Source organism: Herbidospora sp. RD11066, assembly GCF_054661255.1.
In genome coordinates, this window is sequence record NZ_BAAGDO010000012.1 from 53947 (window position 1) to 80897 (window position 26951).

The 26951-nt window shown below is 69.5% G+C and carries 27 protein-coding genes and 1 tRNA gene; 14 read left to right on the forward strand and 14 right to left on the reverse strand.

Features of this window, described 5'->3' with window-relative positions; all coding sequences use genetic code 11:
* The first annotated feature begins 9 nt into the window (after positions 1-9).
* Positions 10-351 (forward strand): metallopeptidase family protein, encoded by a 342-nt coding sequence (locus ACYQ78_RS34345; protein ID WP_459805131.1) that lies wholly within the window; start codon positions 10-12, stop codon positions 349-351.
* A 91-nt stretch (positions 352-442) separates the two neighbouring features.
* Entirely contained in the window at positions 443-1729 is a 1287-nt protein-coding gene (locus tag ACYQ78_RS34350; RefSeq protein WP_459805132.1) for an MFS transporter, read from the forward strand.
* On the opposite strand, the gene ACYQ78_RS34355 is transcribed toward ACYQ78_RS34350, so the two are convergent.
* On the reverse strand, positions 1730-2131 hold the full coding sequence (locus tag ACYQ78_RS34355; protein ID WP_459805133.1) for a PspC domain-containing protein: 402 nt from the start codon (positions 2129-2131) through the stop codon (positions 1730-1732).
* 85 nt (positions 2132-2216) lie between these two features.
* On the opposite strand from ACYQ78_RS34355, the gene ACYQ78_RS34360 reads away from it, so the two are divergent.
* On the forward strand, positions 2217-3368 hold the full coding sequence (locus tag ACYQ78_RS34360) for an acyl-CoA dehydrogenase family protein (protein WP_459805134.1): 1152 nt from the start codon (positions 2217-2219) through the stop codon (positions 3366-3368).
* A 70-nt stretch (positions 3369-3438) separates the two neighbouring features.
* Positions 3439-3510 (forward strand) — tRNA-Lys (locus ACYQ78_RS34365).
* Positions 3511-4067: 557 nt separating this feature from the next.
* On the opposite strand, the gene ACYQ78_RS34370 is transcribed toward ACYQ78_RS34365, so the two are convergent.
* A complete protein-coding gene (locus tag ACYQ78_RS34370; RefSeq protein WP_459805135.1) occupies positions 4068-5774 on the reverse strand; it encodes an HAL/PAL/TAL family ammonia-lyase in 1707 nt (568 codons plus the stop codon).
* A 475-nt stretch (positions 5775-6249) separates the two neighbouring features.
* Here ACYQ78_RS34370 and ACYQ78_RS34375 point away from each other — a divergent pair, with 475 nt between their 5' ends.
* Positions 6250-7134 (forward strand): haloalkane dehalogenase, encoded by an 885-nt coding sequence (locus ACYQ78_RS34375; RefSeq protein ID WP_459805136.1) that lies wholly within the window; start codon positions 6250-6252, stop codon positions 7132-7134.
* 17 nt (positions 7135-7151) lie between these two features.
* Here the strand turns inward: ACYQ78_RS34375 and ACYQ78_RS34380 are convergent, their stop codons facing one another.
* The 3 genes from ACYQ78_RS34380 to ACYQ78_RS34390 form a co-directional block, all read right to left on the reverse strand.
* Positions 7152-7457: a hypothetical protein gene (locus ACYQ78_RS34380; RefSeq protein WP_459805137.1), complete on the reverse strand. Its 306-nt coding sequence runs from the start codon at positions 7455-7457 to the stop codon at positions 7152-7154.
* 590 nt (positions 7458-8047) lie between these two features.
* A complete protein-coding gene (locus ACYQ78_RS34385) occupies positions 8048-8731 on the reverse strand; it encodes a response regulator (RefSeq protein ID WP_459805138.1) in 684 nt (227 codons plus the stop codon).
* The gene (locus tag ACYQ78_RS34390) at positions 8728-9831 is read right to left on the reverse strand and encodes a sensor histidine kinase (RefSeq protein WP_459805139.1); all 1104 of its coding nucleotides are present in this window, start codon (positions 9829-9831) and stop codon (positions 8728-8730) included. The genes ACYQ78_RS34385 and ACYQ78_RS34390 overlap by 4 nt, the downstream gene beginning before the upstream one ends.
* A gap of 337 nt (positions 9832-10168) precedes the next feature.
* Between ACYQ78_RS34390 and ACYQ78_RS34395 the strand changes: the two genes are divergently transcribed.
* The 5 genes from ACYQ78_RS34395 (at position 10169) to ACYQ78_RS34415 (ending at position 14684) form a co-directional block, all read left to right on the forward strand.
* Positions 10169-11335 (forward strand): FAD-dependent oxidoreductase, encoded by a 1167-nt coding sequence (locus tag ACYQ78_RS34395; RefSeq protein WP_459805140.1) that lies wholly within the window; start codon positions 10169-10171, stop codon positions 11333-11335.
* Positions 11335-12561, forward strand: a complete 1227-nt coding sequence (locus ACYQ78_RS34400; RefSeq protein ID WP_459805141.1) for a cytochrome ubiquinol oxidase subunit I — start codon at positions 11335-11337, stop codon at positions 12559-12561. The genes ACYQ78_RS34395 and ACYQ78_RS34400 overlap by 1 nt, the downstream gene beginning before the upstream one ends.
* A gap of 10 nt (positions 12562-12571) precedes the next feature.
* Positions 12572-13285: a cytochrome d ubiquinol oxidase subunit II gene (locus ACYQ78_RS34405; RefSeq protein WP_459805142.1), complete on the forward strand. Its 714-nt coding sequence runs from the start codon at positions 12572-12574 to the stop codon at positions 13283-13285.
* A 17-nt stretch (positions 13286-13302) separates the two neighbouring features.
* Complete coding sequence (locus tag ACYQ78_RS34410; RefSeq protein WP_459805143.1) at positions 13303-13821, forward strand: SRPBCC family protein; 519 nt, start codon at positions 13303-13305, stop codon at positions 13819-13821.
* A 128-nt stretch (positions 13822-13949) separates the two neighbouring features.
* Positions 13950-14684, forward strand: coding sequence for a TNT domain-containing protein (locus ACYQ78_RS34415; protein ID WP_459805144.1), 735 nt, complete (start codon positions 13950-13952; stop codon positions 14682-14684).
* Here the strand turns inward: ACYQ78_RS34415 and ACYQ78_RS34420 are convergent.
* From ACYQ78_RS34420 to rpmG, 6 genes are all read right to left on the reverse strand, one after another.
* Positions 14647-16017 (reverse strand): PASTA domain-containing protein, encoded by a 1371-nt coding sequence (locus ACYQ78_RS34420; protein WP_459805145.1) that lies wholly within the window; start codon positions 16015-16017, stop codon positions 14647-14649. The two genes, ACYQ78_RS34415 and ACYQ78_RS34420, sit on opposite strands and share 38 nt — an antisense overlap.
* Before the next feature lie 65 nt (positions 16018-16082).
* Positions 16083-17468, reverse strand: coding sequence for a cytochrome P450 family protein (locus ACYQ78_RS34425; protein WP_459805146.1), 1386 nt, complete (start codon positions 17466-17468; stop codon positions 16083-16085).
* A 132-nt stretch (positions 17469-17600) separates the two neighbouring features.
* Positions 17601-17759, reverse strand: coding sequence for a 50S ribosomal protein L32 (gene rpmF, locus ACYQ78_RS34430; RefSeq protein WP_459805147.1), 159 nt, complete (start codon positions 17757-17759; stop codon positions 17601-17603).
* A gap of 2 nt (positions 17760-17761) precedes the next feature.
* Positions 17762-18061: a 30S ribosomal protein S14 gene (gene rpsN, locus ACYQ78_RS34435; protein WP_459805148.1), complete on the reverse strand. Its 300-nt coding sequence runs from the start codon at positions 18059-18061 to the stop codon at positions 17762-17764.
* Positions 18061-18297, reverse strand: coding sequence for a 50S ribosomal protein L28 (gene rpmB, locus ACYQ78_RS34440; protein ID WP_459805149.1), 237 nt, complete (start codon positions 18295-18297; stop codon positions 18061-18063). The genes rpsN and rpmB overlap by 1 nt, the downstream gene beginning before the upstream one ends.
* Positions 18297-18461, reverse strand: coding sequence for a 50S ribosomal protein L33 (gene rpmG, locus ACYQ78_RS34445; protein WP_459805150.1), 165 nt, complete (start codon positions 18459-18461; stop codon positions 18297-18299). Before rpmG ends, rpmB begins: the two co-directional genes overlap by 1 nt.
* 51 nt (positions 18462-18512) lie before the next feature.
* Between rpmG and ACYQ78_RS34450 the strand changes: the two genes are divergently transcribed.
* Positions 18513-19643, forward strand: a complete 1131-nt coding sequence (locus ACYQ78_RS34450) for a CobW family GTP-binding protein (protein WP_459805151.1) — start codon at positions 18513-18515, stop codon at positions 19641-19643.
* On the opposite strand, the gene ACYQ78_RS34455 is transcribed toward ACYQ78_RS34450, so the two are convergent.
* From ACYQ78_RS34455 to ACYQ78_RS34465, 3 genes are all read right to left on the reverse strand, one after another.
* Positions 19627-19779 carry a hypothetical protein gene (locus ACYQ78_RS34455; RefSeq protein WP_459805152.1) on the reverse strand — a complete coding sequence of 51 codons (153 nt, stop codon included), beginning with the start codon at positions 19777-19779 and terminating at the stop codon, positions 19627-19629. The two genes, ACYQ78_RS34450 and ACYQ78_RS34455, sit on opposite strands and share 17 nt — an antisense overlap.
* Before the next feature lie 61 nt (positions 19780-19840).
* Entirely contained in the window at positions 19841-21139 is a 1299-nt protein-coding gene (locus ACYQ78_RS34460) for an acetamidase/formamidase family protein (protein ID WP_459805153.1), read from the reverse strand.
* Between the two features lie 94 nt (positions 21140-21233).
* Entirely contained in the window at positions 21234-21701 is a 468-nt protein-coding gene (locus tag ACYQ78_RS34465) for a hypothetical protein (protein ID WP_459805154.1), read from the reverse strand.
* Positions 21702-21849: 148 nt separating this feature from the next.
* Between ACYQ78_RS34465 and ACYQ78_RS34470 the strand changes: the two genes are divergently transcribed.
* From ACYQ78_RS34470 to ACYQ78_RS34480, 3 genes are all read left to right on the forward strand, one after another.
* On the forward strand, positions 21850-23055 hold the full coding sequence (locus tag ACYQ78_RS34470) for an MFS transporter (protein WP_459805155.1): 1206 nt from the start codon (positions 21850-21852) through the stop codon (positions 23053-23055).
* A 97-nt stretch (positions 23056-23152) separates the two neighbouring features.
* On the forward strand, positions 23153-25066 hold the full coding sequence (locus ACYQ78_RS34475; RefSeq protein WP_459805156.1) for an APC family permease: 1914 nt from the start codon (positions 23153-23155) through the stop codon (positions 25064-25066).
* Between the two features lie 136 nt (positions 25067-25202).
* On the forward strand, positions 25203-26885 hold the full coding sequence (locus ACYQ78_RS34480) for a collagen-like domain-containing protein (RefSeq protein ID WP_459805157.1): 1683 nt from the start codon (positions 25203-25205) through the stop codon (positions 26883-26885).
* Positions 26886-26951: the final 66 nt, after the last annotated feature.

Consider the following 26951-nt stretch of genomic DNA (forward strand, 5'->3'; position numbering starts at 1 on the left):
ATTTGACGTGTGATCGACGTCTCGAGAGTCAAGTTCGAAGAGCTCGTGGCCGAGGCGCTCGACCTGATCCCGCCCGACCTGGCCAAAGTCATGGACAACGTCGTGGTGGTGGTCGTGGACGATCCGCCAGAAGAAGGCCTCCTCGGTCTTTACACGGGCATTCCGCTCACGGAGCGGGGCGAGTGGTACTCAGGAGTGCTTCCCGACCGCATCGAGATCTACCGAAATCCGACCTTGGCAATCTGTGAAACCGAAGCTGACGTGGTGGAAGAAGTGCAGATCACGGTCGTCCACGAGATCGCCCACCACTTCGGGATCGACGACGACCGCCTGCACGAACTCGGATGGTAGTCGCAGGGTTGCGAATCGCGAGCGGGATAGGCACTGTAGGTGACATACTGAACACAGTCTGTCAGCTATGGCCTGAGCTCAGCGGAGAGAAATGGCGGCCACGAAGCCCGGAAAACTGCCGGGGAAACACCGCCGACCAGCGGAGCGCCAAGCGACATACGGCGAAGTCATCGCGATCAAGGAGTTCCGCGCGCTGTGGCTCGGTCAGGGGTTGTCCCTGCTCGGCGATCAGCTCGCGCAGGTGGCCCTCGCGGTGCTCGTCTTCAATCGCACCCAGTCGGCGCTGGCCACGGCGGCCGTCTATGCCCTGACCTACCTGCCGCCGATCCTCGGCGGCCCCCTGCTCGCGGGTCTCGCCGACCGCTATCCGCGCCGCAGGGTCATGCTCGTCTGCGACGTCGTGCGGGCCGTGCTGGTGGCGATCATGGCCATTCCCGGCACGCCGTTCTGGACGCTGTGCGTGCTGGTCTTCATGGTGGTCCTGCTCAGCGCGCCGTTCTCGGCCGCGCGGGCGGCGCTGCTGCCGGAGATCCTCGAAGGTGACAAATACGTCGCCGGCAGCGCTCTCCAGAACATGACGAACCAGGCCGTCCAGATGCTCGGGTTCGCGGCGGGCGGCGCCGTCATCGCGGGGCTCGGCCCCTATCGGGCGCTGGCGCTCGACTGCGCCACGTTCCTGGCCTCGGCACTGATCATCGTCGCCGGGGTGCACCGCAGGTCGGCGACGGTGTCGGCCGACGGCGGCAAGCCGTCGATGTGGACGATGACCTCGGCGGGCGCGCGGCTGGTCTTCGGTGACCGGCGCCTGCGCACCCTCGTGCTGTTCGCCTGGCTGTGCGGGTTCTACGTGCTGCCCGAGGGCATCGCGGTGCCCTACGCGGCGGAACTCGACGACGGCGGTCTGCCGGTGCCCGTGATCACCGGTCTGCTCATGGCGGCCATGCCGACCGGCACGGTGCTCGGAGCGTTCCTGTTCAGCAGGTTCGTCACGCCCAGCACCCGTCTCAAGACGATGGGCTGGATGGCCATGCTGACCTGCGCTCCGCTGGTCGTGTGCGCCATGCGCCCGCCGTTGGAGGTCGTCTTGGTGCTGTGGGTCCTGTCCGGCGTGGGAGGCGCATACCAGCTGGCGGCCAACGCCGCTTTCGTCCAGTGTGTGCCCCCCGAACGACGGGGTCAGGCGTTCGGCCTGGTGCAGTCAGGCCTGCTCGCCTCTCAGGGTGTCGGCATCCTCATCGGCGGCGTCCTCGCGGAGGCCCTCGGCCCCGAACCGGTGGTGGCGCTGGCCGGGGTGGCCGGGCTGAGTGCCGCGGCCATCCTGGCCATCGCGTGGACCGAAACCCGAACGGAGATCATCGACAAGGTCAACACCCCGTGATCAGTCGTTCGGCTGCTTCGTCTGGGCGTAAGGGTGGGCGGCGTAGGTGTCGACCGGAGTGGTCGGCGTCTGGTGACCGTTGCCGTAGGTCTTGGTCGCCTTCGCCCACCCTTCCTGCGCCTTGGCCTTGGCGTCGAGCCAGGTCGGGTTGTCCTTGTTCTTGTCGATGAGGTCCTGGACGATCGAGGCGTCCTTCTCCTCGCTCGGGATCAGCAGCCAGGCGACGGCGTAGACGCCGATGCCGAGGCCGCCGAAGAACGACGCGACGGCGAGAACGATCCTGAGGATGTTGGCGTCGATGCCGATGTACTGGCCGACACCGGAGCAGACACCGGCGACGATCCGGCCGTTACGAGTCCGGCGGAGCTGTTTGACGTGGCCACTGGGCTGTATCTCGTTCATGTCCATAGCGTGCCCCTTTTGTCGTCTATGGCACATCGGGATTCCCCCTGGCCCTACCCCGACCCCGCCCGGATACGCTGCACGCATGGACCTTCTCAACCTCGACGACAGGCTGACCGCCGACCAGCGACTGGTCAGGGACACCGCTCAGGGGTTCGTCAGGGACCACGTGCTCTCCGACGTGGCGACCTGGTTCGAGGAAGGGACTTTTCCGGCCCGTGAGCTGGGACCCGTTCTCGGGTCTTTGGGGATGCTGGGGATGCATCTGGACGGGTACGGGTGCGCGGGGCTCGACGCGGTGTCGTACGGGGTGGCGTGCCGGGAACTGGAGGCGGGGGACTCGGGGTTGCGGTCCTTCGTGTCGGTTCAGGGGTCGCTGGCGATGTTTCCCATCTGGAAGTACGGGACGTTGGAGACCAAGGAGGAGTGGCTGCCTCGGATGGCTGCCGGGGAGGCCATCGGGTGTTTCGGGCTCACCGAGCCTGATCACGGGTCTGATCCGGCTCACATGAAGACCTTCGCGAAGCAGGACCCTTCTGGGGACTGGATCCTCAACGGGTCGAAGATGTGGATCACCAACGGGTCGGTGGCTGACGTGGCCGTGGTGTGGGCGCAGACCGACGAGGGGATTCGTGGGTTCGTCGTGCCGACTTCCTCTCCTGGGTTCTCGGCTCCCTTGATCCATCGGAAGCTTTCCCTGCGGGCTTCGGTCACCTCGTCGCTGTACTTCGATGACGTGCGGGTGCCGGCTTCTGCTGTGCTTGACGTTGTTGGACTGAAGGGTCCGCTGTCGTGTCTGTCTGAGGCTCGATTTGGGATTCTTTGGGGGGTTGTGGGGGCGGGGCGGGCCTGTTTCGAGGCTGCTCTTGAGTACTCGAAGACGCGGGTGCAGTTCGGGAAGCCGATCGCGGGGTTTCAGCTGACGCAGTCGAAACTGGCGTGGATGGCTGTGGCTCTGGGGCAGGCCGGGTTGACTGCGCTGCATCTGGGGGGGCTTAAGGATGCTGGGGCTCTTCGGCCGCAGCAGGTGTCGTTTGGGAAGCTCGCTAACGTGCGGGCGGCTCTTGATGTGGCTCGGGAGGCTCGGTCGATCCTGGGGGCCAACGGGGTGACGTTGGAGTATCCGGTCATCCGGCACATGAACAATCTGGAGTCGGTGCTGACGTACGAGGGGACCCAGGAGATTCACACGCTGGTGCTCGGGGAGGCGCTGACCGGGGTGGCGGCTTATCGGTGAGGCTGCCGGTAGGCTGATCACAGGGAACTGCTTCGCTCCGATGAGTCGATCGCTGTACCCTGCTTGGCAAGGGGTGCTAGCTCAATGGCAGAGCTCCGGACTTTTAATCCGTAGGTTCAGGGTTCGAATCCCTGGCGCCCCACACCAGTCACGGCTTGTGGTTGACGCCCTTCGGGCGGCTGTCACAAGCCGTTCCTTCTTTCTACGGGGGGGACGACCCCCCGAACCCCCCGCTGACAGGGGGCTTCGCCCCCTCACGCTCCCCCTGGTCCGCTGTCGCGGCCCGGCATCGCTTCGCTCTGGGTCGCTGCGCTCCTTGCGAGGGGCCTCCTGCCCCTCGCGCTCCCTGGAAAGGCCTCGCTTCGCTCGGATCGAACTCGCTTCGCTCGTGGAATTCGGGTGGCTTCGCCTTTCGATGGCCCCTGGCGTCAATTTGGACGACCTTGCCACTCTGGCCTGGGCGTGCAGTCGTGATGGTCCTTCGTAGAGCCATCGATCGTTTGTGGCGACCCAACGTGCGATCACCAGCCCGGCTCATCCCTTACTGCCTGCCGATGTAGACCCAGCCATAGGGGTGCGGCTCCGCTTCTACGACATCGCCTCTCGCCGTGTATGCCGCCACCATCCGTCCGCGCGCGGACGAGCACGATCATGGCGGCACCGACGGCGCTGTTGAGGAGCCCTTGGGCTGGGAGCGGGTCAGCGGGTGGTGGCTGCTCGTACGGTGGTGAGGAGTTCGCCGTTGGTTACCGCGTTGGTGATGGCCTGCAGGTCGGGGGTCATCCAGCGGTCGTCGACCAATGCCGGGACGCGTTTGCGGATGGCCTGGTGCAGGGCGCTCGTGCCGGCGCCCAAGGACAGGCCGGTCATCTTGTCCTTGATGAGGTCGATGCCCTGGGCGGCCATGAGGTATTGCACGGCCAGGACCGTGGGCAGTTGGCCGAGGTTGGCGAGGGTCTTGCGGATCGAGGCCATCGCCATGGAGTTGTGGTCTTCCTGGCCGTCTTTCACCGGGCGGGACAGGACGCTGGCCGGGAAGGCGTTGCTCTGCATTTCGGGGATCAGTGCCGCGGCGACCGTCTGTACCTGGACCAGGCCGGAGTTCAGGCCGATCAGGCCGCCGGCGAGGTTGGGGGGCAGGCCGTAGCTCCATCTGCTTGACAGCAGGCGGCCTGACAGTTCCTGGGAGAGGACCGCCACGTCGGTCACGTCGGCGTTGAGGGTGTCGGCGGCGTGGCCCATCATCGCGCCGTCCCAGTTGCCGCCCATCACGAACTCGTGGCCGCCGCCCTGCCTCGGGAAGATCAGCGGGTTGGAGGTCGAGGAGTTGATCTCGCGCTGCAGGATGGTGCGGGCGTTGGCCAGGTCGCGGCGGAGTACGGCGAAGATGTGCGGGGCGGCGCGTACCGAGACCGCGTCCTGGACTCGCGGATGGGGTTCCTGTCCGAGGGCGGTGTCCAGTTGGGCTCGTCCTCGGTCGGTCATCCACTGGCTGCCCTTGATCAGGGCGCGGAGCCTGGCCACGACGGCGTTCTGTTCGGGGATGTGGCGTTCGTCGTGGGTGCGTCTGTCCAGGGAACTCTGTTCGGCGCGGGTGGCCTCCATGAACAGGGCGAACGCGCCCTCGGCCAGGTCCGCCAGGGAATCTGCCTGATGGACGGCGTCCAGGAACTGGGCGGCCGCCACAGTGCTGCCGCTGATCAGCGGGAGGGCTTCACCCTGCTGGAACTCGAAGTCCGTGCTCAGCCCGGCCATCGGGAGGATCTGCGCGGCGGGGCGTTCCTCGCCGCGGTAGCGGGCGGGGGCCTGCTCGCCGATCGCGACCAGTCCGGCCACGGCCTGCGGTTGCAGGTCACCGGTGCCCAGCGAGCCGATCTGTGGCATGACGGGGGTGATGCCGGCGTTGACCAAATCCAGCAGCCTCTGCGGCACCTCGGGGCGGACTCCCTCGTCGGCGCGGGCCATCTGGTTCGCCTTGATGATCAGGGCCAAGCGGGCGACGCGGTCGGGGAGGGCGGGGCCGGTTCCGGCCGCGTGTGACAGGAGCATGTTGCGCTGGAACTGCCGCTGCTGGCCGTCGTCCAGGGGACGGTCCTTCAGCGGGCCGAGGGCCTGGTTCCAGCCGTAGACCCGGGCGCCGCCTTTCAGTGCGGCGAGTGCGCCTCGGCGGGTGCGCGTCATGGCGGTGACGGCTTTGGGGGCGAGTTTCACCTGTACGGTGTCGGCTTCCAGCACGGCGAAGGCATCGCGAACGGTGAGGTGTGCACCGTCCAGTGACAATCGGACTACCTGGCCCGGCGCCGTCGTGATGGCACTGGCGAGGGCCTCCGTCGAGGCCGAGGCGACCGCCGGGCCGGAGCAGGTGATGGCCACGCAGGCGATCCCTACGATGATCTTGTTCCGCATGACGCGGATGCTCTCCCCGGCCAGCGTGGGGGTGGGCGATGCCGCGCCAGCGATGACCCAGAACGATGCGTCCCTTGACCGAAGATGAGGATCTGGCTTCGTGCGGCCTGCTACGGGTCGACGCCACCCGGCATCCATTGTTCAGCCGCCGGGATCCCTCGAGGTCGTAGCTGGACATGGCCAGACAAGATTTATCCCTGCTTCGCTTCTGGCCACCTCAGGGCTCCACCCCTCGCGCTCCCCGGCCGGGCCTCGCTTCGCTCGGAGTCCGGCTCTCGAAGGCTGCGGTCGACACAACATCGCCCATCGACGAACCCGCAGCGCAGAGAGGGTGCAAGGTGGGGCAGAACCCGATAACGGCCGCAGAGTATGCCTCAGCCGGGGGCTTGTGGCAAGACCCCTTTCGTCCTGCAGAATCTCCGACCGGAGCCGCGCCGGCAACCGCGTTGGCGGGCCATTCGGAATGGAGAGAACCGTGATTTCTGCCGAGGAACGTTATCGGAAGCGTCGTATTCAGATCGACGGGCTGGAAATGGCCTACGTCGACGAGGGAGAAGGCGATCCGATCGTCTTTCTTCATGGCAATCCGACCTCGTCATATGTATGGCGCAACGTCATCCCGCACCTGACCGGCCACGGTCGCTGTATCGCTCCCGATCTGATCGGGATGGGCGATTCCGCGAAACTTCCGGACAGTGGGCCGGGCTCCTACCGGTTCGTCGAACACCGCCGCTATCTCGACGCGTTCCTCCGGGCCGTCGGCGTGAACGAGCGGGTGGTGCTCGTTGTGCAGGACTGGGGTTCGGCTCTCGGTTTCGACTGGGCCTGCCGTCATCCGGACGCGGTCCGGGGCATCGCCTACATGGAGGCGTTCGTGGCGCCGATTCCCTCGTGGGGCGACTGGCCGGAGGCTGCGGTGGCCTTCTTCCAGGCCATTCGCTCCGGTGCGGGAGAGGAGATGGTCATCGGCCGGAACATCTTCGTCGACGGCATTCTGCCCTCGCAGGTGCTGCGGGGGTTGTCGGAGGAGGAGATGGCCGTCTATCGCCGTCCCTATGCGGAACCGGGCGAGTCGCGGCGGCCGACGCTCGCCTGGCCGCGGGAGGTTCCGGTCGCGGGTGAACCTCGCGATGTCCACGATGTCATCACGCGTTATGCGGAATGGCTCGCGAATTCGCCGGTTCCCACATTGTTCGTCGAGGCGGTTCCGGGGACGATGTTCGAAACGCATCGGGCCATCGCGCGTTCGTGGCCGAATCAGGCGCACGTCGCGGTGAAGGGCGGCCACATGGTGCAGGAGGACGCGCCCGATGAGGTCGGAAAGGCCATCGCCTCCTGGCTGCGGGATCTCTCCTCCTGACCGGGCAGGCTCTCGCGTCAGTCGGTGCACATCGCCTGGTGGGTGGATTGGAAGACCCATGTGCCGCCGCCTGGGGAGACGTAGGTCGTCAGGGTGGAGTAGGTGCCGGGGGTGCAGTCGTGGCCGACCGCGACGACGGCCGCTCGGGCGCGCTGTTCGGCCAGTGCCGACCCGGCCGCGTAGGTGTTGCCCGCCCCTGTGGCGGTGGCGCTGCGGGGAGTGTCGTAGCCGTCGGCGAGTGCGGCCGGAGGCGCGGTCGCCAGGCCGATCGCCAAGGCGGCTGAGATGAGGCCGAGCCGACGGGCCCACGTGATCTTCTGCATGCTTCTCCTCAATGGACGGAGCATTTGATCGACAGAGGATAAATTTTCCAGCGGACCCAGGTAAAGGCGGCATCGGCTGCTCGGGCGCCGGAATCGGCTTATCATGCTGTTTCTTCGCGGTGGAGCATGTAATTTACAGCCGGCCGAAGATGCTGGATGGCGAGCAAACCCTCGCGCGGGCGAATTCCGGAGAGACGTGGATACGCAGCGGGTCCACGGACGGCGCTCATACCGTTACAGCGCCGCGTTCGGTCAATCGAATCCGGATCAGCGCCTGATACGTCTCATCCTTAAGCGGGTCGCCGGGTCGGACCCGACCGGCTTCAGAGGGTGTTCGAGAAGGCGACATAGGCGGGTTGAGTGGTCGATTCCTTGTAGCCGTCAGCGGCGTGTCCAAGGGCGCGCCGGACGGATTACCACTTCTCAAGCACGCACTCAGAGGGTGCGGACCCAAGATGTTCTAAGAGGTCCTAACAAAATGACTCCGGCGCCGGGTTCAGCCGGCTGCATGGTCATCGACACGCTCGGCGCCCGCGGTTCGGCGAGGTCGGCGGCCGGACCGTGCGGGGGAATCTGCCCGCGCTCGTCTACTACCGCCGACGCCCGGCTCCCGGATCAGGGGTGACCAAGCCGGTTTCGTATGCGGTGATCACTAGCTGGGCGCGGTCCCTGCAGTGGAGTTTGCCCATGATGCGGGACACATGCTTCTTGGCGGTGAGCGGGCTGAGGTCGAGGGCGGTGCCGATCTCGTGGTTGGTCAACCCCTGGGCGACCAGGGTGAGCACCTCCCGCTCCCGGTCCGAGAGCACGGCAAGGGCCTGGTTCGGGGGCGTGGGAACCCGCAACGTCTGGGACAGCGCCCGCGCTATCAGCCTCTTGGTCGGCCCCGGCGACAGCAGGGCGTCTCCGGCGGCGACCGTGCGGATCGCGGTGAGCAGATCAGCAGGGTAGGTGTCCTTGACGACGAAGCCGGACGCGCCACTCCGCAGCGCCTCCAGGAGGTTGTCGTCGGTGTCATAGGTGGTGAGGATCAGCACCTTCAGGTGGGCCAGGGCGGTGTCCGAGGTGATGGCGCGGGTGGCTTCGATGCCGTTCAGGTCGGGCATCCGGATGTCCATGACGACGAGGTCGGCCTGGACGGTCCGGGCCAGGTCGACGGCCTGTCTGCCGGTGGCCGCCTGGCCGGCCACTTCCATGTCGGGGGCCGTACCGATGAGCATGGCGAACGCGCCGCGCACGAGGTGCTGGTCGTCGGCGAGCAGTACACGGATCATGGGGCCTTCTCTGCGGGGAAGCGGGCGTGGACGGCGAATCCGCCCTCCGGGCGGGGCCCGGCGGTGAGGGTGCCGCCCACGCTGCGGGCGCGTTCGGTCATGCCGATCAGGCCGAGACGGGAGCCGCCGGTGTCGCCGGTGGCGCGCCCGTCGTCGGTGATGTCGAGTTCGACCGGGTCTCGGCCGGTGAGGCGGATGGTGGCGCGGGCGGCGGGGCCGCCGTGGCGGGTCGTGTTGGTGAGGGCCTCTTGGACGATGCGGTAGATCGCGGCCTGGACGGAGGCTCTGAGGCTGGTTTCGTCCACGTCGACGAAGAGGTCTGCCGCTGATCTGGTGGCCAGGGCGGGGAGGGCCGACAGGTCGGGGACCGGGTCGGCTCGCTCGGGGCCGTCGGTGTCGCGGAGGAACTCCAGGGTCGCGCGGACGTCCGAGCGTGCCGTGCGGCAGCTTTCCGCTATGTCGTCCAGGGCGGTGGCCAGGGCTTGGCGGTCGAGGCGGGTGGGGTCGACGTTCAGGACGTGGGAGGCCACCGACGCCTGGACGCCGATCAGGGTGATCGAGTGGGACAGGATGTCGTGCAGGTCGCGGGCGATGCGCAGGCGTTCCTCGGCGACGCGGCGGGCGGCGACCTCCTCCCTGGTGCGTTCGGCGCGGTCGGCGCGGTCGCGCTGGGCGCGCATGAAGACGCCGGCCACGACGACGAAGGCGATCCAGCCGGAGGTGCGGAGCGTTTCGAGGGCGTCGCCGGAGTCGGCGATCCAGTCGGCGGCCACGGTGCCGGCGATCACGACCGTGCCGACGGTCCAGGCGCGGCGGGGTGGGGCGGTGGTGGCGAAACCGTACAGGACCAGCATGGCGGCCAGAGTCGGGGCGATGTGGTTGTAGCCGAGTGCGTGGTAGGGGCCGATGAAGACGACCAGGATGACCACGGCGGCGGTCGGGTGGAGGCGGCGCAGCGCGACGGAGGCCTGGCCGCACATCATGAGGATCCAGCCGAGGGTGTCGGGTGGTCTACCGTTGTCGCCCAGCCGGGTCAGCACGACCGACAGGGCCATGAGGGCCAGGGCTAGCGGGATGTCGGTGCGCAGGGTGCGGCACATGGTGTCCTCGGTGGTCGTCTCGTCCGTCCATGTTCGTGGCTCGGTGGGCGGGCCGGGTCGTACCAGCGGCGGATTTCCGGTTACTCCCGTGGGAGTAACGGGCCCTATTTCGTTCTCGCGAATGAATTCGCGGTACTCCCGGCACGCCGGACTTCCCTCTGAGGGTCCGGCGGGAGTAACGGGCGTACACCCAGAAGAGTATTTCGCTCTTCCGCCGCACCACTGAACGCCACACCGGGGCTCTTTCGCCCTCCCGATTCGCCGTTCTTCGGGAAAAAGCAAATTTGTGACGGCCGGAGAAAACGGTTCACGATGCGGGGAAAAGAAGGGATTCCCCATGAAGGTGTTGATCATCGGTGCGGGGCTGGGCGGGCTCTGCCTCGCCCAGGGGCTACGCGGCAGTGGCATCGACGTCGAGGTCTTCGAGCGCCGTCACGACCGGACCGTGGACCTCCAGGGTTACGGCATCCACCTCAACGAGGCCGGGTGCGCGGCCCTGCGTGCCTCGCTTCCGGCCGCGATCTGGACGTCGATCGACGAGCGGGCCGGTCAGGCCGGGTCCACCTCGGGTTTCTACGATCAGCGGCTGCGGCCGCTCACCCGGATCGGGAACGGCGCGCAGGGGCGGCGCCGGTCCATCGGGCGCTCGGTGCTGCGGGACCTGCTGCTCACGGATCTGGCCGACGGCACGGTGCGGTGGGGGAAGGAGTTCGTCCGGTACGAGGAGCTTCCCGGCGGGCAAGTGAGGGCGCACTTCGCGGACGGCGGGCATGCCGACGGCGACCTGCTGGTGGGGGCCGATGCGAGCAACTCACGGGTCCGGGCGCAGCGGCTGCCGCAGCTGCGGCGCGAGGACCTCGGGGCGATCAGCATCGCCGGGCGGACCGCGATGACCGGCGAGGCGACGGCGGGCCTGCCCCGCGAGATCCTGGACGGCTCCCCGAACAGCGTCGTGCCCGCGGGGCCGGGGTGGATGTTCGTCTGCGCGTGGGCGACCGACGCCGTCTGGGCCTATGTCGGCGGGCGGGCCGGGTTCCCGGCCGACGTCGAGAAGCTGTCGGGTACGGAGTTGCGGGAGCTCGTCCTGGCCCGGATCGCCACCTGGTCACCGGCGCTGACCACCCTGGTCCGGCACGGTGACCCCGGCTCGGTGGCGCCCGTGGTGCTGCGGTCGATGCCTCAGTTGCGGTCGTGGCCGAGTGGCAACGTCACCCTGCTCGGCGACGCCGCCCACAACATGACGCCGATGGCCGGCATGGGAGCCAACACGGCCCTGCGGGACGCGGCGGCGCTGCGCAGGGCGTTGACGGACGTCCCGGATCTCCTTACGGCCGTCGCCTCCTACGAGGAGGAGATGCGGGGATGGGCCAACCCGGCGCTGGCGGCCTCCCGCCGCAACGCCGAGTCGGCCGCGACGACCAGCCGGTTCGCCCGCGGGACCTTCCGGACCCTGCTGCGGGTGGCCGACCGGGTCCCCGCGGTGAAGAAGGCCGTGTTCGGCTAGTGGACGCCACCACTGTCGATCTCGCCCGGCTGGAGTTCGCCCTCACGGCGGGCATCCACTTCCTGTTCGTCGCCTTCACGCTGGGTGTGGCCACGCTGGTGGCCCTGGTGCAGACGCGCGCCACGGTCACGGGCTCGCCGTTGCACTGGCGGATGACGCGCTACTGGGGTCAGCTGTACGTGATCAACTACGCCGTCGGCATCGTCACCGGCCTGGTCATGGAGCTGCAACTCGGTCTGAACTGGTCGGGGCTGGGGCACTTCTCCGGGAACGTCTTCGGGTCGCTGCTGGCGATGGAGACGCTCACCGCGTTCTTCCTGGAGTCGACGTTCCTCGGATTGTGGATCTTCGGGTGGGGCCGGATGAACCGGTGGCTGCACCTGGGTCTGATCTGGGGCATCGTGCTGACCGCCTACGCCTCTGCGTTCTGGATCATGCTGTCGAACGGGTTCCTGCAGAACCCCGTGGGCGCCCGGGTGGTCGGCGGCGTTCTGCGGCTGACCGACGCGAGCGCGGTCTTCGGCAACGCCAGCGCCCTCGTCGCGCTCGGCCACCTGATGGGTGGCGCGCTGCTGACCGGCGGGCTGGTCTTCGCGGGGGTGAGCGCCTGGCACCTGCGGCGCCCCGGCCACGGTGACGAGGCCGTCTACGCGACCTCGCTGAAGTGGGGGCTGTGGGTCGCGCCGCCCGCGCTGGTTCTGACGGTGTGGATGGGCGTGACGCACTTCGACGTCCTGGAGGCCACCCAGCCGATGAAGGCGGCGCTGCTGGGCGACGACGCCGAGCAGGCCCTTCTCCAGGGTGAGCTGGCCGCCCGATACGGGCCGGACCAGTACGTCCCGTCCTCGATCGGGACGACGGCCGCCTATCTGATGATGTTCTGCTGGGTGCTGATGCTGCTGGTCACGGTGGTGGCGCTGGCCGGGCGCCGCGTCCGGCTGCGGCTTCTCGTCCTCGCTCTGCCGCTCCCGTTCGTCGCGCTGCTCGCGGGGTGGGTGTTCCGCGAGACGGGGCGCCAGCCCTGGGTCGTGTACGGCCTGCTCAAGACCTCCGATGCCCTGTCGCCGATGTCACCGTCCGCGCTCCGGGCCTCCCTGGTGATCTTCACGGGGCTGTTCGTGGTTTTGGGCGTCGTCAACGTCTGGCTCCTCGCCCGGTTCGCCCGCCGGGGGCCGGACGGCTCGGCGCTGGAGCCCGCCCCCTCGATTTCGCCTCTGACTTTCTAAGGAGATGACCATGGAGGTCGTCGCCGTCGCCGTGCTGGCGTTCTTCGCCCTCGGCTACCTGGTTCTCGGCGGGGCCGACATCGGCACCGGCATGATGCTCCCCTACCTGGGCCGCACCGACCACGAGCGCCGGATGGTCCTGACCGGGATCGCTCCGTTCTTCCTGGCCAACGAGGTGTGGCTGGTGGCGACGATCGGGCTGCTGGCCGGGGCGTTCCCCGAGCTGGAGGCGGAGGTCGTCCACGACCGGTATGTGCCGTTCACCCTGCTGCTCTTCGGGTGGGTCGTGCGGGACATGGGGCTCTGGCTGCGCGGGCGGGTCGACCGCCGGTCCTGGCGGGGCGCCGCCGACGTCGCCGTGGTCGTCGCGAGCTGGTGCATGGCCCTCGGGTGGGGCGCGCTGATCGGGGGTTCTCTCGTCGGCGTGGTCGTGGTCGTCGTCCTGTTCGGCCTGCACGGGCTGGCCTTCTCCTCGCTGCGGCTGACCGGGGTGCTGCGCCGTCGGGCCGGGTTCGGGCTGCCGTTTCTGGTCACCTCGGCCTTGATGACGGCGGCCGGGGTGCTGATGGGATGGCGGCTGGACCCTGGTGACCGGGCTGCCGACGCCGCGTCGCTGGCGTTTCTGCTGCCGCCGACGCTGGTAGTGCTTCCGGTGCTGATGACGGCGCAGGCGTGGATGTGGTGGATGTTCCGGCACCGGGTGACCGGGCCTTCGTACCTGTGACCAGAGGAGACGTGCCCATGCGACCGCGAGCGTCCGAGAGGCTGGCCGGGCTGCCGGGAGACGACCTGGTGCCCTCACCCGACGCGGTGATGGACCGGGCCTTCGACCTTCCCGTACCGCCCGAGGCCGTGTGGCCCTGGTTCGGGCAGCTGGGGAAGAACCGCGCGGGCTGGTATCTGCCCGCCTGGGTGGAGACGTTCGTTCCGCGTCGCCGACGGGCGTTGCGCCACATCGATCCGTCGCTGCAGGGGCTGCGGCCGGGTGACGTCATCGACGACTGGGGTGGCCGGGACGCGACGTTCGAGATCGTCGTGCACGACGCTCCTCATGTGCTCGTCCATCGCTCGACGCGCGGTCACCTGAGCATCAGCTGGGCCATTCGCCTGAGCTCTGAAGGAAGCGGCACCCGCGTCCATTTGCGTTTCCGCATCGGCGGAGTCAAAAGGCCCTGGCTCGTCGTCTACGGGGGTGGACTCATCGATCTGCTGACCGTCGCCGGGCTCGCCGCGGGACTGCGCGAACGCGTCCGGATTTAAATTTACGCTCCCCTTATAGTGTCTAAGGTGTGCAATTAGAGCGTTGGCGGGAATGTAGCCCATGATCACCGCATTCACCTGCATTTCATCGCTGAATCGCTTGTGTATGCACGACCAATGGGGACGTCATGCGATTTCACCGACGCAGCGCCGTACTGGCCGCCGCGATCTGCCTGATGGGCGGCGTGGCCGCACATGCCGACGGCGCGGGCCCGGTGCCTGTAGGGCAGGTCTGCGGACCGCCCTACGTGACCGGAGACCCCGACCTGGGGCCGACGTTCCTGCCTAAGGCCCATTATCTCGGAGCCATTCTGCGAGGCTATGTGCCGTTCGGCGGGCTCAAGCCGCAGCATTTCCTCTCGCGCTACTGGGATTACACCGCGCAGAATTACCGGTTCCCGCCCGACTCAGGATTCGGGCGGTCCGGCAATTATCCGAACGGCCGTCTGCTGGCCAAGACGACGTTTCTCCAGGCCGGTATGAAACTCGACCGTTTCGGCGGCAACGGGGGCTCGTTCATGTCGCCGATGGGTGACGCGTTCAGCAAGCGGGCGCTGCCGCCGCGCAACCTCAACACCAATCCGGCCGACCCGCAGCACGTGTGCAACTACCACGCGTTCCGGGTGCTGAAGTCGTTCCGCGTCGAGGTGGGGCCGATCGCGCCCGCGTTCCAGCAGCCGGGCGGCGGCACGCAGTATCACGTGGTCAGCAGGCTCATTCCCGAGGCTCCGCCGCTGCCGGAGGAGGTGCCGATCTCCTGGCTGCTGGACAACCACTTCCTGGAGGAGCTCGTGCCGGTCTACCGGACGACCGGCACCCGTCGGCTCACGGGCACGGTCCGGCAGGGGGTACCGCAACGGTGAAGTCGACCTCCGACTCGATGGCGACGGCCGTACCGGCGACCGGGCTCTGATCGACGACCCGGCCGAGCCTGGCGCAGTGGCGGTCCACCCAGGTGTTCCTGACTCCCGGGCGCAGGCTCGCGGCGGTCAGCCTCGAACGGACGCCGGACTCGGGCAGGCCGATCAGGTCGGGGACTCTCGCCCAGTTCGGCGGAGGGTCGGGCAGCAGGTTGGACGTGCCCAGCCCCGTCGAGTGGCCGATCGAGATGGAGTTGAACGGCGTGTTCGTCAACACCTCGCGGGCGACCGGGTCGAAGGGGGTCACCGCGTTCCGGCCGAGGGCGTTGCCGGTGTTGTCGCCCCAGGTCATGGCCCAGAAGCCGGTGGTCAGGGCGGCGGCCGTGCCGCCCATTCCGGGGTCGACCTGTTGCACGTCGGTGATGGGGGTGACGACGGGGGTGCGGCGGGTCGTGGTCGTGCCGTCGCCGAGGCGGCCACTGGTGTTGTCGCCCCAGGCGTACACCTGGCGGGCGACGATGGCGTAGCCGGACTTCTCGCCCGCGGCCACCTGGGTGGCGCCGTCGACGCCGGGGACCTTCGTGGGGACGTACCGGGGCGCGGAACCTCCGACGCCGAGCTGGCCGTCGGCGTTGTTGCCCCAGCTCCACACGCTGCCGTCGGCTTTCAGCGCGAGCGAGAACACGCCGCTCCTGGACGCCGAGGCCGACACCGCGCCGGTGATGCCGGTCAGCACGACCGGGAAACCCCGGTTGACCGTGGTGCCGTCGCCGAGCTGGGCGTAGCCGTTGTGGCCCCACGCCCAGACCTGGCCGCTCTGGGTGACGGCCAGGCTGTGGCGGTATCCGGCCGAGACCATGCGGACGCCGGTCAGGCCCGCGACCTGCTGGGGAGTCGGCCTGCCGGTCGTGGTGCCGTCGCCGAGCTGGCGGAAGGTGTTGTCGCCCCAGGCCCAGACGGTGCCGTCGACGGCGCGGGCGAGTACGTGCCGCTCCCCCAGGCTGATCGACTCGACCGGGGGGAGACCGTCCACACGTACGGGAACGAGGCTGTTCACCACTCCCGGCAGGGCGCCCCACAGGAAGACCGCACCGGAGTCGTCGACGCCGCCGCCGAAGGTGCTCCCGATGACGATCTGCCTGATGATCCTCTCGCCCGGCAGGGCGCCCGCCAGCAGGGGGAAGCGCCGGTCGGCGGTTCCGCCGTCACCGATCTGGCCCCGGTCGTTGAGGCCCCAGCCCCAGAACTCGACCGCGGTCACCTGCGCCAGGGCCGGTGCCGGTGTCGCGGCGGTCAGTGCGAGCACCGCCGCGACGGCCATCCGTCGAAATCTCATCGTCGTCTCCGTTCAGGGTCTCTCCCTGTACGGCGTTCCTCACCGGTCCCTCCGAGGGAACGGCGTCACAGACGGGCGTTGCGGCGCAGACGCAGGCCGCGCAGGAAGTTCCACAGCTTGGAGTCGGCCGGGGGCTCCGGCTCCTGGCGGCGGGCCACGACCGGCGCCGGGCCCGACGCGCTCGCCCGGACGAACCCGGCGGCGGTCTCGAACTGGACGGGCAGCGACCGCAGACCCCGCAGATACGGGGTGCCGCCCCACGGCAGCTGGTCGGCCGGCATCGCGAGCTGGAGATGGGACAGGCGGGTGACCAGGCGCTGGACGCCGATGGTGGCGATCGTGGAGGCGAGGCGGGCGCCCAGGCAGCCGTGGTGCCCGGCGCCCCAGGCCAGGTGGGCGCGGGTGCTCTGCGTGCTCCGGCCACCGGCGATGCCGCCGAACCACGGGTCGGCGTGGGCTCCGGCGACGCACACCATCACCGGGTCTCCGGCCGCGATGGTGAACCGGCCCATGCGGACGTTCATCTTCGGGAACCGGAACGGCAGGCTGGGCGTGGGCGGGCTGAGCAGGGCCGCCCGGTTCACCGTCTCCTTGATCGTTCCCGTCGACAGCGTCGAGCGGACGTCGGCGTTGGTGACCATCGCGACGACGACGTTGCAGATGAGGGACGCCGCCAAGTAGTGCAGCATCGGCATCATCAGCAGTTCCCTGGCCAGCTGGTCGTCGCTGATGTCGGGCTTGGCGGCGATCAGGTAGGACGGCAGGTCGTCTCCCGGCTGCTCGCGCTTGCCGATCGCGAGCTCGGCCATCGCCGAGTAGAGCCGGGTGAACGCGGCGGGGGCCTCGGGGCTGTCGTCGAAGAGCCGCCAGCAGTCCATCACCACCTCCTCGCCGCGCCGGGAGTCGAACCCGAGGAGACGGGTGGCGACCATCAGCGGGAGCGGGCGGGCGTACTGCGAGGCCAGGTCGGCCCAGCCGCTGGGGCCGCCGTCGGCCATGACGTCGATGAGCTGGTCGGCGTAGCGGGTGATCTGGCGTTCCAGCAGCTGGGCCTGGGGGTGGGAGAGGTCCTGGAAGGGCTTGAGCGCGGCGGTCCAGGCGGTGCGCAGTTCCAGGTGCCCGGGACCTTCCTGCTGTCCCATCGTGCTGGAGAGGTAGGTGCCGAGGAAGGGCCAGTCCTGCGGCACCCTGCCCTGCGCGTACCACCGCCAGTGGGCCGCCGACTTGCTCCACAGGTCGCCGGGGGCGCGTAAGACGCTCAGCGACTCCTGGTAGCCGAGGACGAGCCAGGCCGGCACGCCCGCGAGGTCGATCGGGGCGACCGGCCCGTAGATCCCCCGCAGGCGCTCGTGGACCGCTCCAGGGTTCTGCTCGTATTCGGGCGTCACCAGGGGTTGCAGGACCATCGAATCGAGGTCGTCGGCGGGATGCTCCGTCCAGGCGTCGTACATTACGGGGCACCTCTCTGCTTGCCGCCCACTGAGCGGATCTTCGGAGGGCCACCGTATTTGCCGGGGTTTTACGCTAACAAGGGAATCGAGGTAACACTTGATACCGTCGATTCATGATCATAAATTAGCCCCTCAGAGATGCCCGCGTTGATAGGCGGCGACCAGGCGGCGCGGCACCAGCAGGCGGCGCCCGCCGACCTCGATGGGCACCAGATCGGGAGGCGAGGCCTTCCACTGGGCACGGCGGTGGCGGGTGTTACTGCGCGAGACCTTCCTTTTCGGTACGGCCACCGCTACCAGCTCGCCTTCGTGATGCCGGGGAGCTCGCCCCGGTGGGCCATCTCGCGGAACCTGATCCGGGAGAGGCCGAACTTGGTCAGGTGACCGCGCGGGCGCCCGTCGACCGAGTCGCGGTTGCGGATGCGGGTGGCGCTGGCGTCGCGGGGCTGGCGGGCCAGCTCACGCACGGCGGCCGCCTTCTCTTCGGCGGGGCCGGTGCGGATGATCTCCTTCAGTTCGGCCCTGCGGGCGGCATACCGGGCCTGGACGACCCTGCGGCGCTCGTTGGCGACGATCTTGCTCTTCTTGGCCATCAGATCTTCTCTCCTCTGGCGCGGATGCGGGCCACGGCCGCCTCGATGCCGATCTTGTCGACGGTCCTGATCGCGCGGGTGCTGAGGGTGAGGCGGACGTGCCGGTTCTCGCTGGGCAGCCAGTAGCGGCGGTGCTGGATGTTGGGCGTCCAGCGGCGGCGGGTGCGGCGGTGGGAGTGGGAGACGTTGTTGCCGAAGACCGGCCCCACTCCGGTCAGCTGGCAGTGGGCCGACATCAGCGGTCCTCACGGAACTCGACGTGGCGGCGGGCGATGGGGTCGTACTTGTTGAGGGTGAGCCGGTCGGGGTCGTTGCGGCGGTTCTTGCGGGTCACGTACGTGTAGCCGGTGCCCGCCGTCGAGCGCAGTTTGATCACTGGACGTAGTTCGCTTCTGGCCATGGATGCAATGATAATGATAATTGTTTTCAAACGCTACCCGAGAGGTCCGCCATGACCACCCCCGTCGTCCTGGTCGCCGGCCTGCACGCCGCCGCCCGCACCGCCACCGTCGACCGCCTCCTGGCCGCCCATCCCGGCGCGGTGGCCATCCACCACGATCTGCGCGACGTCGCCTCCGGCCGGGTCGAGCGCGTCGTGCGCGACGGCTCCGGCGTGCTGGAACTGTCCGAGGTACGGCTGGCGCACGGCTGCGTGACCTGCACGGTCAGGGAGGACCTGCGGCCGGAACTGATCCGGCGGGCCGCGACCGCGTCGCTGCTGATCGTGGACCTGTGGGATTCGGTCGAGCCGCGTACGGTGGCCGAGGCGCTCGACGTCGTGGAGACGTCCACGATTCTGCGCCTGACCTGCGTGGCGACGGCGCTGCACACCGAGCACCTGCCGGTCGACATCGCGCGCGGCGAGCGCCTGTCGGAGACGGGCCAGGGCACCGGCGACGACCGGCGCTACCTGGCGGAGGTGCTGGCCCGGCAGGTCGAATACGCGACGGCTCTGGTCCTGTACGGCGGCGACGACGAGGACCACGACCTCTCGCGCGCCCTGCTCGCCCATCTCGCGCCCGCCACCCCGGTCTTCGCCACCGAGCTGCCCGACGTGACCGGTCCGGCGCTCAGCACGACGGTCCTGGCCGAACGCGTCGACCCGGCCACCGCCGTGCTCCCCTGCGACGCGCGCGACGGCGAGATCACCACCGTCGTCTGGCACCGGCTGCGGCCGCTGCACCCCGCCCGCCTGTTCGAGGCCCTCGACGACCTGGTCACCGAGTCGGTCCGCTCACGCGGCCGGTTCTGGCTGGCCAGCAGGCACGACCGCCTGCTCGGCTGGGACGCCGTGGCGGGCGGGATGTCGGTCGAGGACGCGGGACCGTGGCTCGCCTCCCTGCCCGAGGCGGCCTGGGACCTGGTCTCCCCCGCCCGCCGCACGGCCGCCGCCCTCGACTGGACCGACCCTCTCGGCGACCGGGTTCAGCACCTGGTCTTCATCGGGCCCGACCTGGACCGCGACCGCATCCACAGCCTGCTCGACGCGTGTCTCCTCACCCCCGACGAGGCGGTGGCCGGGTCGTCCGCGTGGGCCCGCTACGACGACCCGTTCGCGCCGTTGCTCAGCTCAGGCCGTTGAACGCGGCCACCAGGGTGGGCAGGATCGCCGCCGCGAGCCCGCCCGCCACGAGGTTGAAGCGCGCGCCCACGTTGAGCGCGGCCAGGACGAAGAGGACGAAAGCGATCAGGTAGCAAATCAATTCGAAGACAGCCATGACATCGGCTCTGCCCTCATATCGACTGTTTGATCACTCTTTTGCGGATCTTTCTTACGGGTCAGCGGCGGCGTCCCCTGAAGACGCTCTTCGGGATGTAACCGGTCACGACCTGGGTCCGGTCGACGACCTCGGCGTTGTGGTAGTTCACCGCGATCGAGGCGAACGAGTAGGCCTTCGGGACGGTCAGGCCCTGGGTGGTGACGAGGAAGTCGACGGTCTTCTCCACCGCGATCCGCATGGCGCGGTCGAGGTCCCAGTGGATGCCCATCATGATCCAGTGGTCGTCGGTCTCGGCCCAGGGCAGCTCGGTCTCGGTGTTCTTGATCAGGGTGATCCGGAACGTGCCGGACAGCGAGTGCTCGACGGCGGTGCCGCTGACCTCGCCGTCGCCCTGGCAGCTGTGCGGGTCGCCCATGAAGATCTGCGCGCCGGGCTGGAAGACCGGCAGGTAGAGCGTGGTGCCGACGTTGAGGTCGCGGACGTCCATGTTGCCGCCGAACTTGCCCGGCGGCGTCGAGTTCTGCACGCCGGTGGCGGGCGGCGGCTCGTTCTCGGTGTTGCCGATGAACTCGCCCGTGGGCGAGGCGACCGCGATGATCCCCATGAACTTGTGGGTCGGGATGATGATGTCGTCGGCGAAGAACACGACCTCCTGACCGCGGTACATGCCGGTGCGGTAGAGGTGGGTGCGGACGTCCGGCCAGACCCCGGCCGGGAGGCCGGGCGGGATCTCGGTGGGGATGTCGAGACCCTGGTCTCCCGGACGCCAGCCCGGGTAGAAGTTGGCCATGACGCCGCTGGTCGCGGCGGTGTTGTTGAAGCCGTAGGGCACCCGGGTGTCGACTTCGAGGATCTCGATCGCGACGGTGTCGCCCGGTTCGGCGCCCTCGACGTAGATCGGGCCGGTGAGCACGTGCCCGCCGTACCGGCGGCCGTTGGCCTCGCGGTCGGGCAGCGTCTGCCAGAACGCCAGGCCGTCGGACAGGATCTCCCTCGGCTTCACCCCGAAGGCGCCGAAGTAGTCGTTCGGGTGGATGGAGGAGTTGGTGAAACCCTGGTGGGAGAGGGTGTCGACGCGGACCGTCTGGCCCGACTTCATCGTGAGGCCGGGCGCCCACCCGATCGGGTAGCCGCCCCAGTGCAGTTTGTCCGGGGTGGATTTGAGGTGGTGGTGCCACCTACCGCGCGGCGGGGGGTTGCCGTGGCCGCCCTTGTCGCCGGGCGTCGCGTGGGCGGGTGTGGGGACGGCGGCCGCGAACGTCGCGGCCAGACCGGCGGCTAACAGGCTCCGACGACTGGCCGAACTCCAGTGGTTGGTGGAAATGGTGGACTCCCATCCCTGACAAACAATGATCATCGGGGTTGGGCTCCACCTTCACCCGGCGGTGTTTCGGCCACTTAACGGTCGTGCAAATTCGACGTGCTTACGACCTCGGTGTCCCAATCGCGCCCTAGACCTGACCCGTCGCCAGGAGGAAGACGGCGGCCAGCGTGATCAGTACGAAGTAGGCGAGGACGCCGATTCCGATCATCACCGCCGCCTTCGCGACCGATGACATCGGGCGCCGGAGTACCGACTGGTTGATCAGGACGGCCGTGCCGCCGACGAGACCGCCCAGGAGGCCGCCGATGGCGAGGAGCACGATCGGCAGGAGGGAGATGGCCTGCAGGACGATCGGGATCTTCGGGCCGGTGCGGTGCTGCACCCCGTTGACCTCGACGGTCGGGAAGGGATAGCCGAATCCGCTGCGGACGAGCGCCTGGACCGGCTCGCCGGTCACGGTGGGGAGCGCGTAGAGGCGGCCGCCGGTGCGCGGCGCGACGACTCCGCCCACGGTCACGACCGGGCGCGACCACGCGCCGCTGGTGACGACGACCGGGCCGGAAACGCCCTCGATGGCGATGGGATCACTGATCACGCCCGAGATCATAGGGATGAAACCGGTTGCGGCGCTTTTCACATGCTGCTTACAGTCGGGCCGACCCACGCGCAGAGGAGGGACTCGATGACGGCAGACCGCATCGCCTCGTCCCTCGTCCCTGTGGCTGCGTTCTGTGGAGCTCTTCTTGCGTGCTCGTGTCACGTACATCGCCATTCGCGGAACGGCGTCGTTCGCCGGTAGCACCGCGTTCACTCTCAACCTCGTCTACCAGGCGCAGACCGCCGGGCTCAGTGCCCTGCAGATGGTCCTCGTCGGGACCGTCCTGGAGACGGTCTGCTTTCTCGCCCAGGTTCCCACCGGAGTGCTGGCCGACCTGCGGAGCCGCCGGCTCTCGGTGATCATCGGTTATCTGCTGTTCGGGGCCGGGTTCCTGGTCGAGGGGCTGTTCCCGTTCTTCGGCGCGATCCTGGCCGCCAACGTCGTCTGGGGCATCGGGGCCACCTTCGTCGACGGCGCCCAGGAGGCGTGGATCGTCGACGAGGTCGGGCCCGACCGGGCGTCGGAAGTGCTGGTCAGCGGGGCCCAGGCCGGTCAGGCGGGGGCCGTGCTCGGGATCGGCGGCAGCGTCGCGCTGGCCGGGTTCGGGTTGAACGTCCCGATCCTGGTGGGGGCCGCCGTCTGGGTCGTCCTCGGGCTCGTGCTGATCGCCGTCATGCCGGAGGACGGGTTCCGGCCCGTCCCCGACCCTGCTTCCTGGCGCGCGATGCGCGCGCAGGCCGGCACCGCGCTGGCGGCGGTCCGCGCCCACCGCGGCCTGCTCCTCCTGCTGGCGGCCCTCGCCTGTACGGCCTTCGCCAGCGAGGGCCTCGACCGCCTGTCCCAACTCCATTTCCTGGACGACATCGGCCTCCCCGCGACCGGAGGCGCCCACGTGTGGTTCGGCCTGCTGGCGGCGTCCGGGATGATCGGCGCGATCGGCGCCACCCAGGTGATCCGCCGGGCCGTCGACCTCCGGGACCCCCGCCGGACGGCCCGCGCGATGGCGCTCCTGCGGGCCGGATGTGTCGGGGCGACGGTCGTGTTCGCACTGGCCGGATCGTTCTGGGCCGCGGCGGTGGCCTCCGTCGTGCTCGGCCTGCTGCGGGCGGCGACGGGGCCGCTGGAGGCGGCCTGGCTCGCCGGGCAGACGGAATCGGCCACCAGGGCGACGGTGTATTCGCTGTTCAGCCAGGTCAACGCGGCGGGTCAGGTGGTCGGCGGGCCGCCGCTCGGGCTGCTCGCCGAACGGCTCGGGGTCAGGGCGGCGCTGCTGGGCGCCGCCGCCGTCACGGTGCCCGCGATCGGGTTCTTGGTCGCAAGCGGACGCAATCTTGAGGCGGCACAGGACTAGTTTTTACGTTTTCTTGACGCCTCGTCTTTACGGCTTACCTACGCCACCTCAGTAGCGTGCTTTCGACTTACTTGCCCAATTAGCCCGAGGTGGCCCGGTGACCGGCACGCTCCACGAGCGAACAGTGCGGCAATGGCTGCTCAAGGGTCTCAAGCGTCCCGAAGGGCCGACCGGGACCTCGCACGACGAGGAACCGCCCGAGCACCAGCACTCCTGGTGGCAGGTCATGTGCCTGACCGGCGTCGACTACTTCTCCACCCTCGGCTACCAGCCCGGCATCGCCGCACTGGCCGCCGGGGCGCTCAGCCCGATCGCCACGCTGGTACTGGTCGCGCTGACGCTGTTCGGGGCGCTGCCGACCTACCGGGCGGTGGCCGAGCAGAGCCCCCACGGGCTGGGGTCGCTGTCGATGCTGGAGCGGCTGCTGCCCGGCTGGCGGGGGAAGCTGCTGGTGCTGTTCCTGCTCGGGTTCGTGGCCACGGCGTTCATCGTCACCATCACGCTGTCGGCCGCAGACGCGACCGCGCACATCCTGCACAACCCGTTCGTGCCGGAGTTCCTGGGCGGGTGGCAGGTGCCGGTCACGCTGGTGCTCATCGCGGCGCTGGGGGCGGTGTTCCTGGCCGGGTTCAGTGAGGCGATCTCGGTCGCGGTCGTGCTGGTGGCGGTGTATCTGCTGCTCAACGTGGTCGTGGTGGCGACCGCCGTGCAGCACGCGCTCACCGCGCCCGACAAACTGGTCGGCTGGCAGAACACGCTGAACTCCGACTACGCGAGCCCGATGGCGATGGTCGCGGTCGCGCTCTACGTCATGCCGAAGCTCGCCCTCGGGCTGTCGGGGTTCGAGACCGGCGTGGCCGTGATGCCGCTGGTCAAGGGGGATGTGGCCGAGCGGGTCAAGGGCGCGCGCAAGCTGCTGACCACGGCCGCGCTCATCATGAGCGTGTTCCTCATCGCCTCCAGTTTCGCCACGACCATGCTGATCCCGCCCGCCGAGTTCGCCGAGGGCGGTTCGGCCAACGGGCGGGCGCTGGCCTACCTGGCCCACCTCTATCTCGGCGACTGGTTCGGCACCGCCTACGACCTGTCGACCATCGCGATCCTGTGGTTCGCGGGGGCCTCGGCGCTGGCGGGGCTGCTCAACATCGTGCCGCGCTACCTTCCCCGCTACGGCATGGCGCCCGACTGGGTGCGCGCCTCCCGGCCCATGGTGCTGGTCTTCACCGTGATCGCGTTCCTCATCACCGTGGTCTTCGGGGCCGAGGTCGAGACGCAGGGCGGCGCCTACGCGACCGGGGTGCTGGCGCTCATCCTGTCGGCGGCGGTGGCGGTCACCCTTTCCGCCTGGACGAAGGGACGCACCCGCCCCGCGCTCTTCTTCGGCGTGGTCACGCTGTTCTTCGCCTACGCCACCGTCGCCAACATCATCGAGCGCCCCGACGGGCTGGTCATCGCGCTGCTGTTCGTGCTGGCCATCGTGGTCGTCTCGCTCATCTCCCGGGCCACCCGCTCCACCGAACTGCGGGTCACCCGCATCAGCCTGGACGACGCCGCCCGCCGCTTCGTCAACGAGACCGGCGAGCTCTACATCATCGCCAACGAACCCAACGGCCGGGACGCCAAGGAGTACGTCGACAAGGCCCGCGAGGCGTGGGAGCTGCACCGGCTGCGCACCAGAGAGGGCCTGCTGTTCCTGGAGGTGACCGTCCCGGACGCCTCGGAATTCGCCGGCGAACTGCGCGTGGTCGGCGAGGAGCGGCACGGGTTCCGGATCCTGCGCACCCAGAGCACCACCGTCGCCAACGCCATCGCCGCCCTGCTGCTGCATCTGCGCGACGAGACCGGCAAGACCCCGCACGTCTACTTCCACTGGGCCGCCGAGGGCAACCCGATAGGAGCTCTGCTGCGCTACCTCGTCTTCGGCGGCGGCGACATCCCGCCGCTGACCCGTGAGGTCCTGCGCCAGGCCGAACCCGACCCGGCCCGACGTCCGGTCGTCCACGTCGGCTGAACGCTCCATCGCCAAGTGACCGCAATATCCGATTTTGCGGTAATCGGGAATATTTCGGCGTACTTCACGGAGAGTGACCGGGTATCGGTGATCTTGGTGGCCCCAATAGGGGCTGAGATCACTCAGGAGCCAGTCAGTGAGTTACCGAGACACGATGGGGTCTTCTTCGGCGAGGGGCGCCTTGTGGGCCGCCGTCGCCGCGACGCTGATGACCGGCGGAATCATGTCGATGGCGGCGCCCGCGATGGGCGAGGTGCGCCACGCCACGCAGTCCCAGGCCACGAGGTTCGCCGACTGTCACGGCGGCCCGGAATGCGGACACCACTACCGGCCCAGGCCCAAGCCGCCGCTGCCTCCGCCGTGCGTGACCTGCGTCATCCCGCGCATCCCGGTCCCCGGCCCGCCCGGACCTCCCGGCCCCGCGGGCCCGGCGGGTCCCGCGGGCCCCGCGGGCGCGACCGGTGCGACGGGCCCGCAGGGCCCCTTCGGCCCGCCCGGACCGCAGGGACAGCAGGGTTCGACGGGCGCTCTGGGCCCGGCCGGACCGACCGGCGCGGCGGGCCCGCCCGGAGCGGGCGGCCCGGCAGGCCCCGCCGGTACGGCGGGTGCGATGGGCCCGGCCGGCGCGACGGGCCCCGCGGGCCCCGCCGGTTCGACCGGCCCCGCAGGCCCTGAAGGCCCGGCCGGCCCCGCCGGTACGGCAGGACCTCCCGGACCTGAAGGCCCCGCGGGCCCGGCCGGTACGACCGGAGCAGCGGGACCGGTGGGCCCCGCGGGCCCGGCGGGAACGACCGGAGCAGCCGGACCCGAAGGACCTGCGGGCCCCGCGGGCACGGCGGGACCTCCCGGACCTGAGGGCCCGGCCGGCCCTGCGGGCACGGCAGGACCTCCCGGACCTGAAGGCCCGGCCGGACCGGCGGGTACGGCAGGACCGGCGGGCCCGACTGGCCCGTCGGGACCTGCGGGAGACGCGGGCCCGGCAGGACCGGCAGGAGCGGCGGGTCCTGCGGGAGACGCGGGCCCTCCCGGCGCGACCGGCCCGGCGGGCCCCGCCGGAGACGCGGGCCCGGCAGGACCGGCGGGACCCGCGGGTCCTGCGGGAGACGCGGGCCCGGCAGGACCTGAAGGACCGGCGGGACCTGCGGGTACGGCGGGACCTGCGGGCCCGGTCGGCCCGGCGGGACCGGCGGGAACGGCAGGCCCCGCAGGACCTGAGGGCCCGGCGGGACCGGCCGGTACGAGCGGCGCTCCCGGACCGGTCGGCGCGACCGGTGCGGCGGGTCCGGCCGGTGTGGCGGGTCCGCCCGGACCGGCGGGCGCCGCAGGCCCGGCCGGTGAGGCGGGTCCCCCTGGACCGGCCGGTGCGGCGGGTCCGGCGGGTTCCTCCGGCGCGGCGGGCCCCGCGGGCCCGGCAGGACCGGCGGGTGCGGCGGGTCCCGCGGGCCCGGCCGGACCTGCGGGTCCGCCCGGACTGCCCGGCTCGGCCATCAGCACGGCCTTCCTGGGCACCAACAAGTACATCGGCTACACGCTGCCCAACGGCTCCACGCTGGTCCGTGACCCGCAGACCGTGCCGTTCTGGCACAACATCGACAGCATCGTCGGCTACCCGGCCTTCGTGAACGGGGTGTCGCTGTCGGTCGAGAACGACAACCTGCACATCACGGTGCACAGCCTCACGGGCGAGGTCGCGCAGACCACGTGCCTGATCAACCCGGTTCCCGGCACGGGCGGCAACCCGGCCTGGCCCGGCAACTGCGGGCCGTTCGTGAACCACACGCCGCCGCTGCGGGTGGCGACGTTCGCGTCGTACAAGTAAGGCGTACAAGTAAGGCGTACAAGTAGGGAGACGAGAAGCCACGACCACGGGCAGCGCCACCACGAG

Excerpts from the sequence above, each read along its gene's own strand:
- ACYQ78_RS34455 (WP_459805152.1), bottom strand. The coding sequence starts at position 19,779 with ATGGCTGTCTTCGAATTGATTTGCTACCTGATCGCTTTCGTCCTCTTC.
- ACYQ78_RS34370 (WP_459805135.1), bottom strand. The coding sequence starts at position 5,774 with ATGCGGAACAAGATCATCGTAGGGATCGCCTGCGTGGCCATCACCTGC.
- ACYQ78_RS34355 (WP_459805133.1), bottom strand. The coding sequence starts at position 2,131 with ATGAACGAGATACAGCCCAGTGGCCACGTCAAACAGCTCCGCCGGACT.
- ACYQ78_RS34405 (WP_459805142.1), top strand. The coding sequence starts at position 12,572 with ATGGAGGTCGTCGCCGTCGCCGTGCTGGCGTTCTTCGCCCTCGGCTAC.
- ACYQ78_RS34450 (WP_459805151.1), top strand. The coding sequence starts at position 18,513 with ATGACCACCCCCGTCGTCCTGGTCGCCGGCCTGCACGCCGCCGCCCGC.
- rpsN (WP_459805148.1), bottom strand. The coding sequence starts at position 18,061 with ATGGCCAAGAAGAGCAAGATCGTCGCCAACGAGCGCCGCAGGGTCGTC.
- ACYQ78_RS34380 (WP_459805137.1), bottom strand. The coding sequence starts at position 7,457 with ATGCAGAAGATCACGTGGGCCCGTCGGCTCGGCCTCATCTCAGCCGCC.
- ACYQ78_RS34460 (WP_459805153.1), bottom strand. The coding sequence starts at position 21,139 with ATGATCATTGTTTGTCAGGGATGGGAGTCCACCATTTCCACCAACCAC.
- ACYQ78_RS34420 (WP_459805145.1), bottom strand. The coding sequence starts at position 16,017 with ATGAGATTTCGACGGATGGCCGTCGCGGCGGTGCTCGCACTGACCGCC.
- ACYQ78_RS34425 (WP_459805146.1), bottom strand. The coding sequence starts at position 17,468 with ATGTACGACGCCTGGACGGAGCATCCCGCCGACGACCTCGATTCGATG.
- ACYQ78_RS34390 (WP_459805139.1), bottom strand. The coding sequence starts at position 9,831 with ATGTGCCGCACCCTGCGCACCGACATCCCGCTAGCCCTGGCCCTCATG.
- ACYQ78_RS34415 (WP_459805144.1), top strand. The coding sequence starts at position 13,950 with ATGCGATTTCACCGACGCAGCGCCGTACTGGCCGCCGCGATCTGCCTG.
- ACYQ78_RS34350 (WP_459805132.1), top strand. The coding sequence starts at position 443 with ATGGCGGCCACGAAGCCCGGAAAACTGCCGGGGAAACACCGCCGACCA.
- ACYQ78_RS34360 (WP_459805134.1), top strand. The coding sequence starts at position 2,217 with ATGGACCTTCTCAACCTCGACGACAGGCTGACCGCCGACCAGCGACTG.
- rpmG (WP_459805150.1), bottom strand. The coding sequence starts at position 18,461 with ATGGCCAGAAGCGAACTACGTCCAGTGATCAAACTGCGCTCGACGGCG.
- ACYQ78_RS34410 (WP_459805143.1), top strand. The coding sequence starts at position 13,303 with ATGCGACCGCGAGCGTCCGAGAGGCTGGCCGGGCTGCCGGGAGACGAC.
- ACYQ78_RS34385 (WP_459805138.1), bottom strand. The coding sequence starts at position 8,731 with ATGATCCGTGTACTGCTCGCCGACGACCAGCACCTCGTGCGCGGCGCG.
- ACYQ78_RS34395 (WP_459805140.1), top strand. The coding sequence starts at position 10,169 with ATGAAGGTGTTGATCATCGGTGCGGGGCTGGGCGGGCTCTGCCTCGCC.
- rpmB (WP_459805149.1), bottom strand. The coding sequence starts at position 18,297 with ATGTCGGCCCACTGCCAGCTGACCGGAGTGGGGCCGGTCTTCGGCAAC.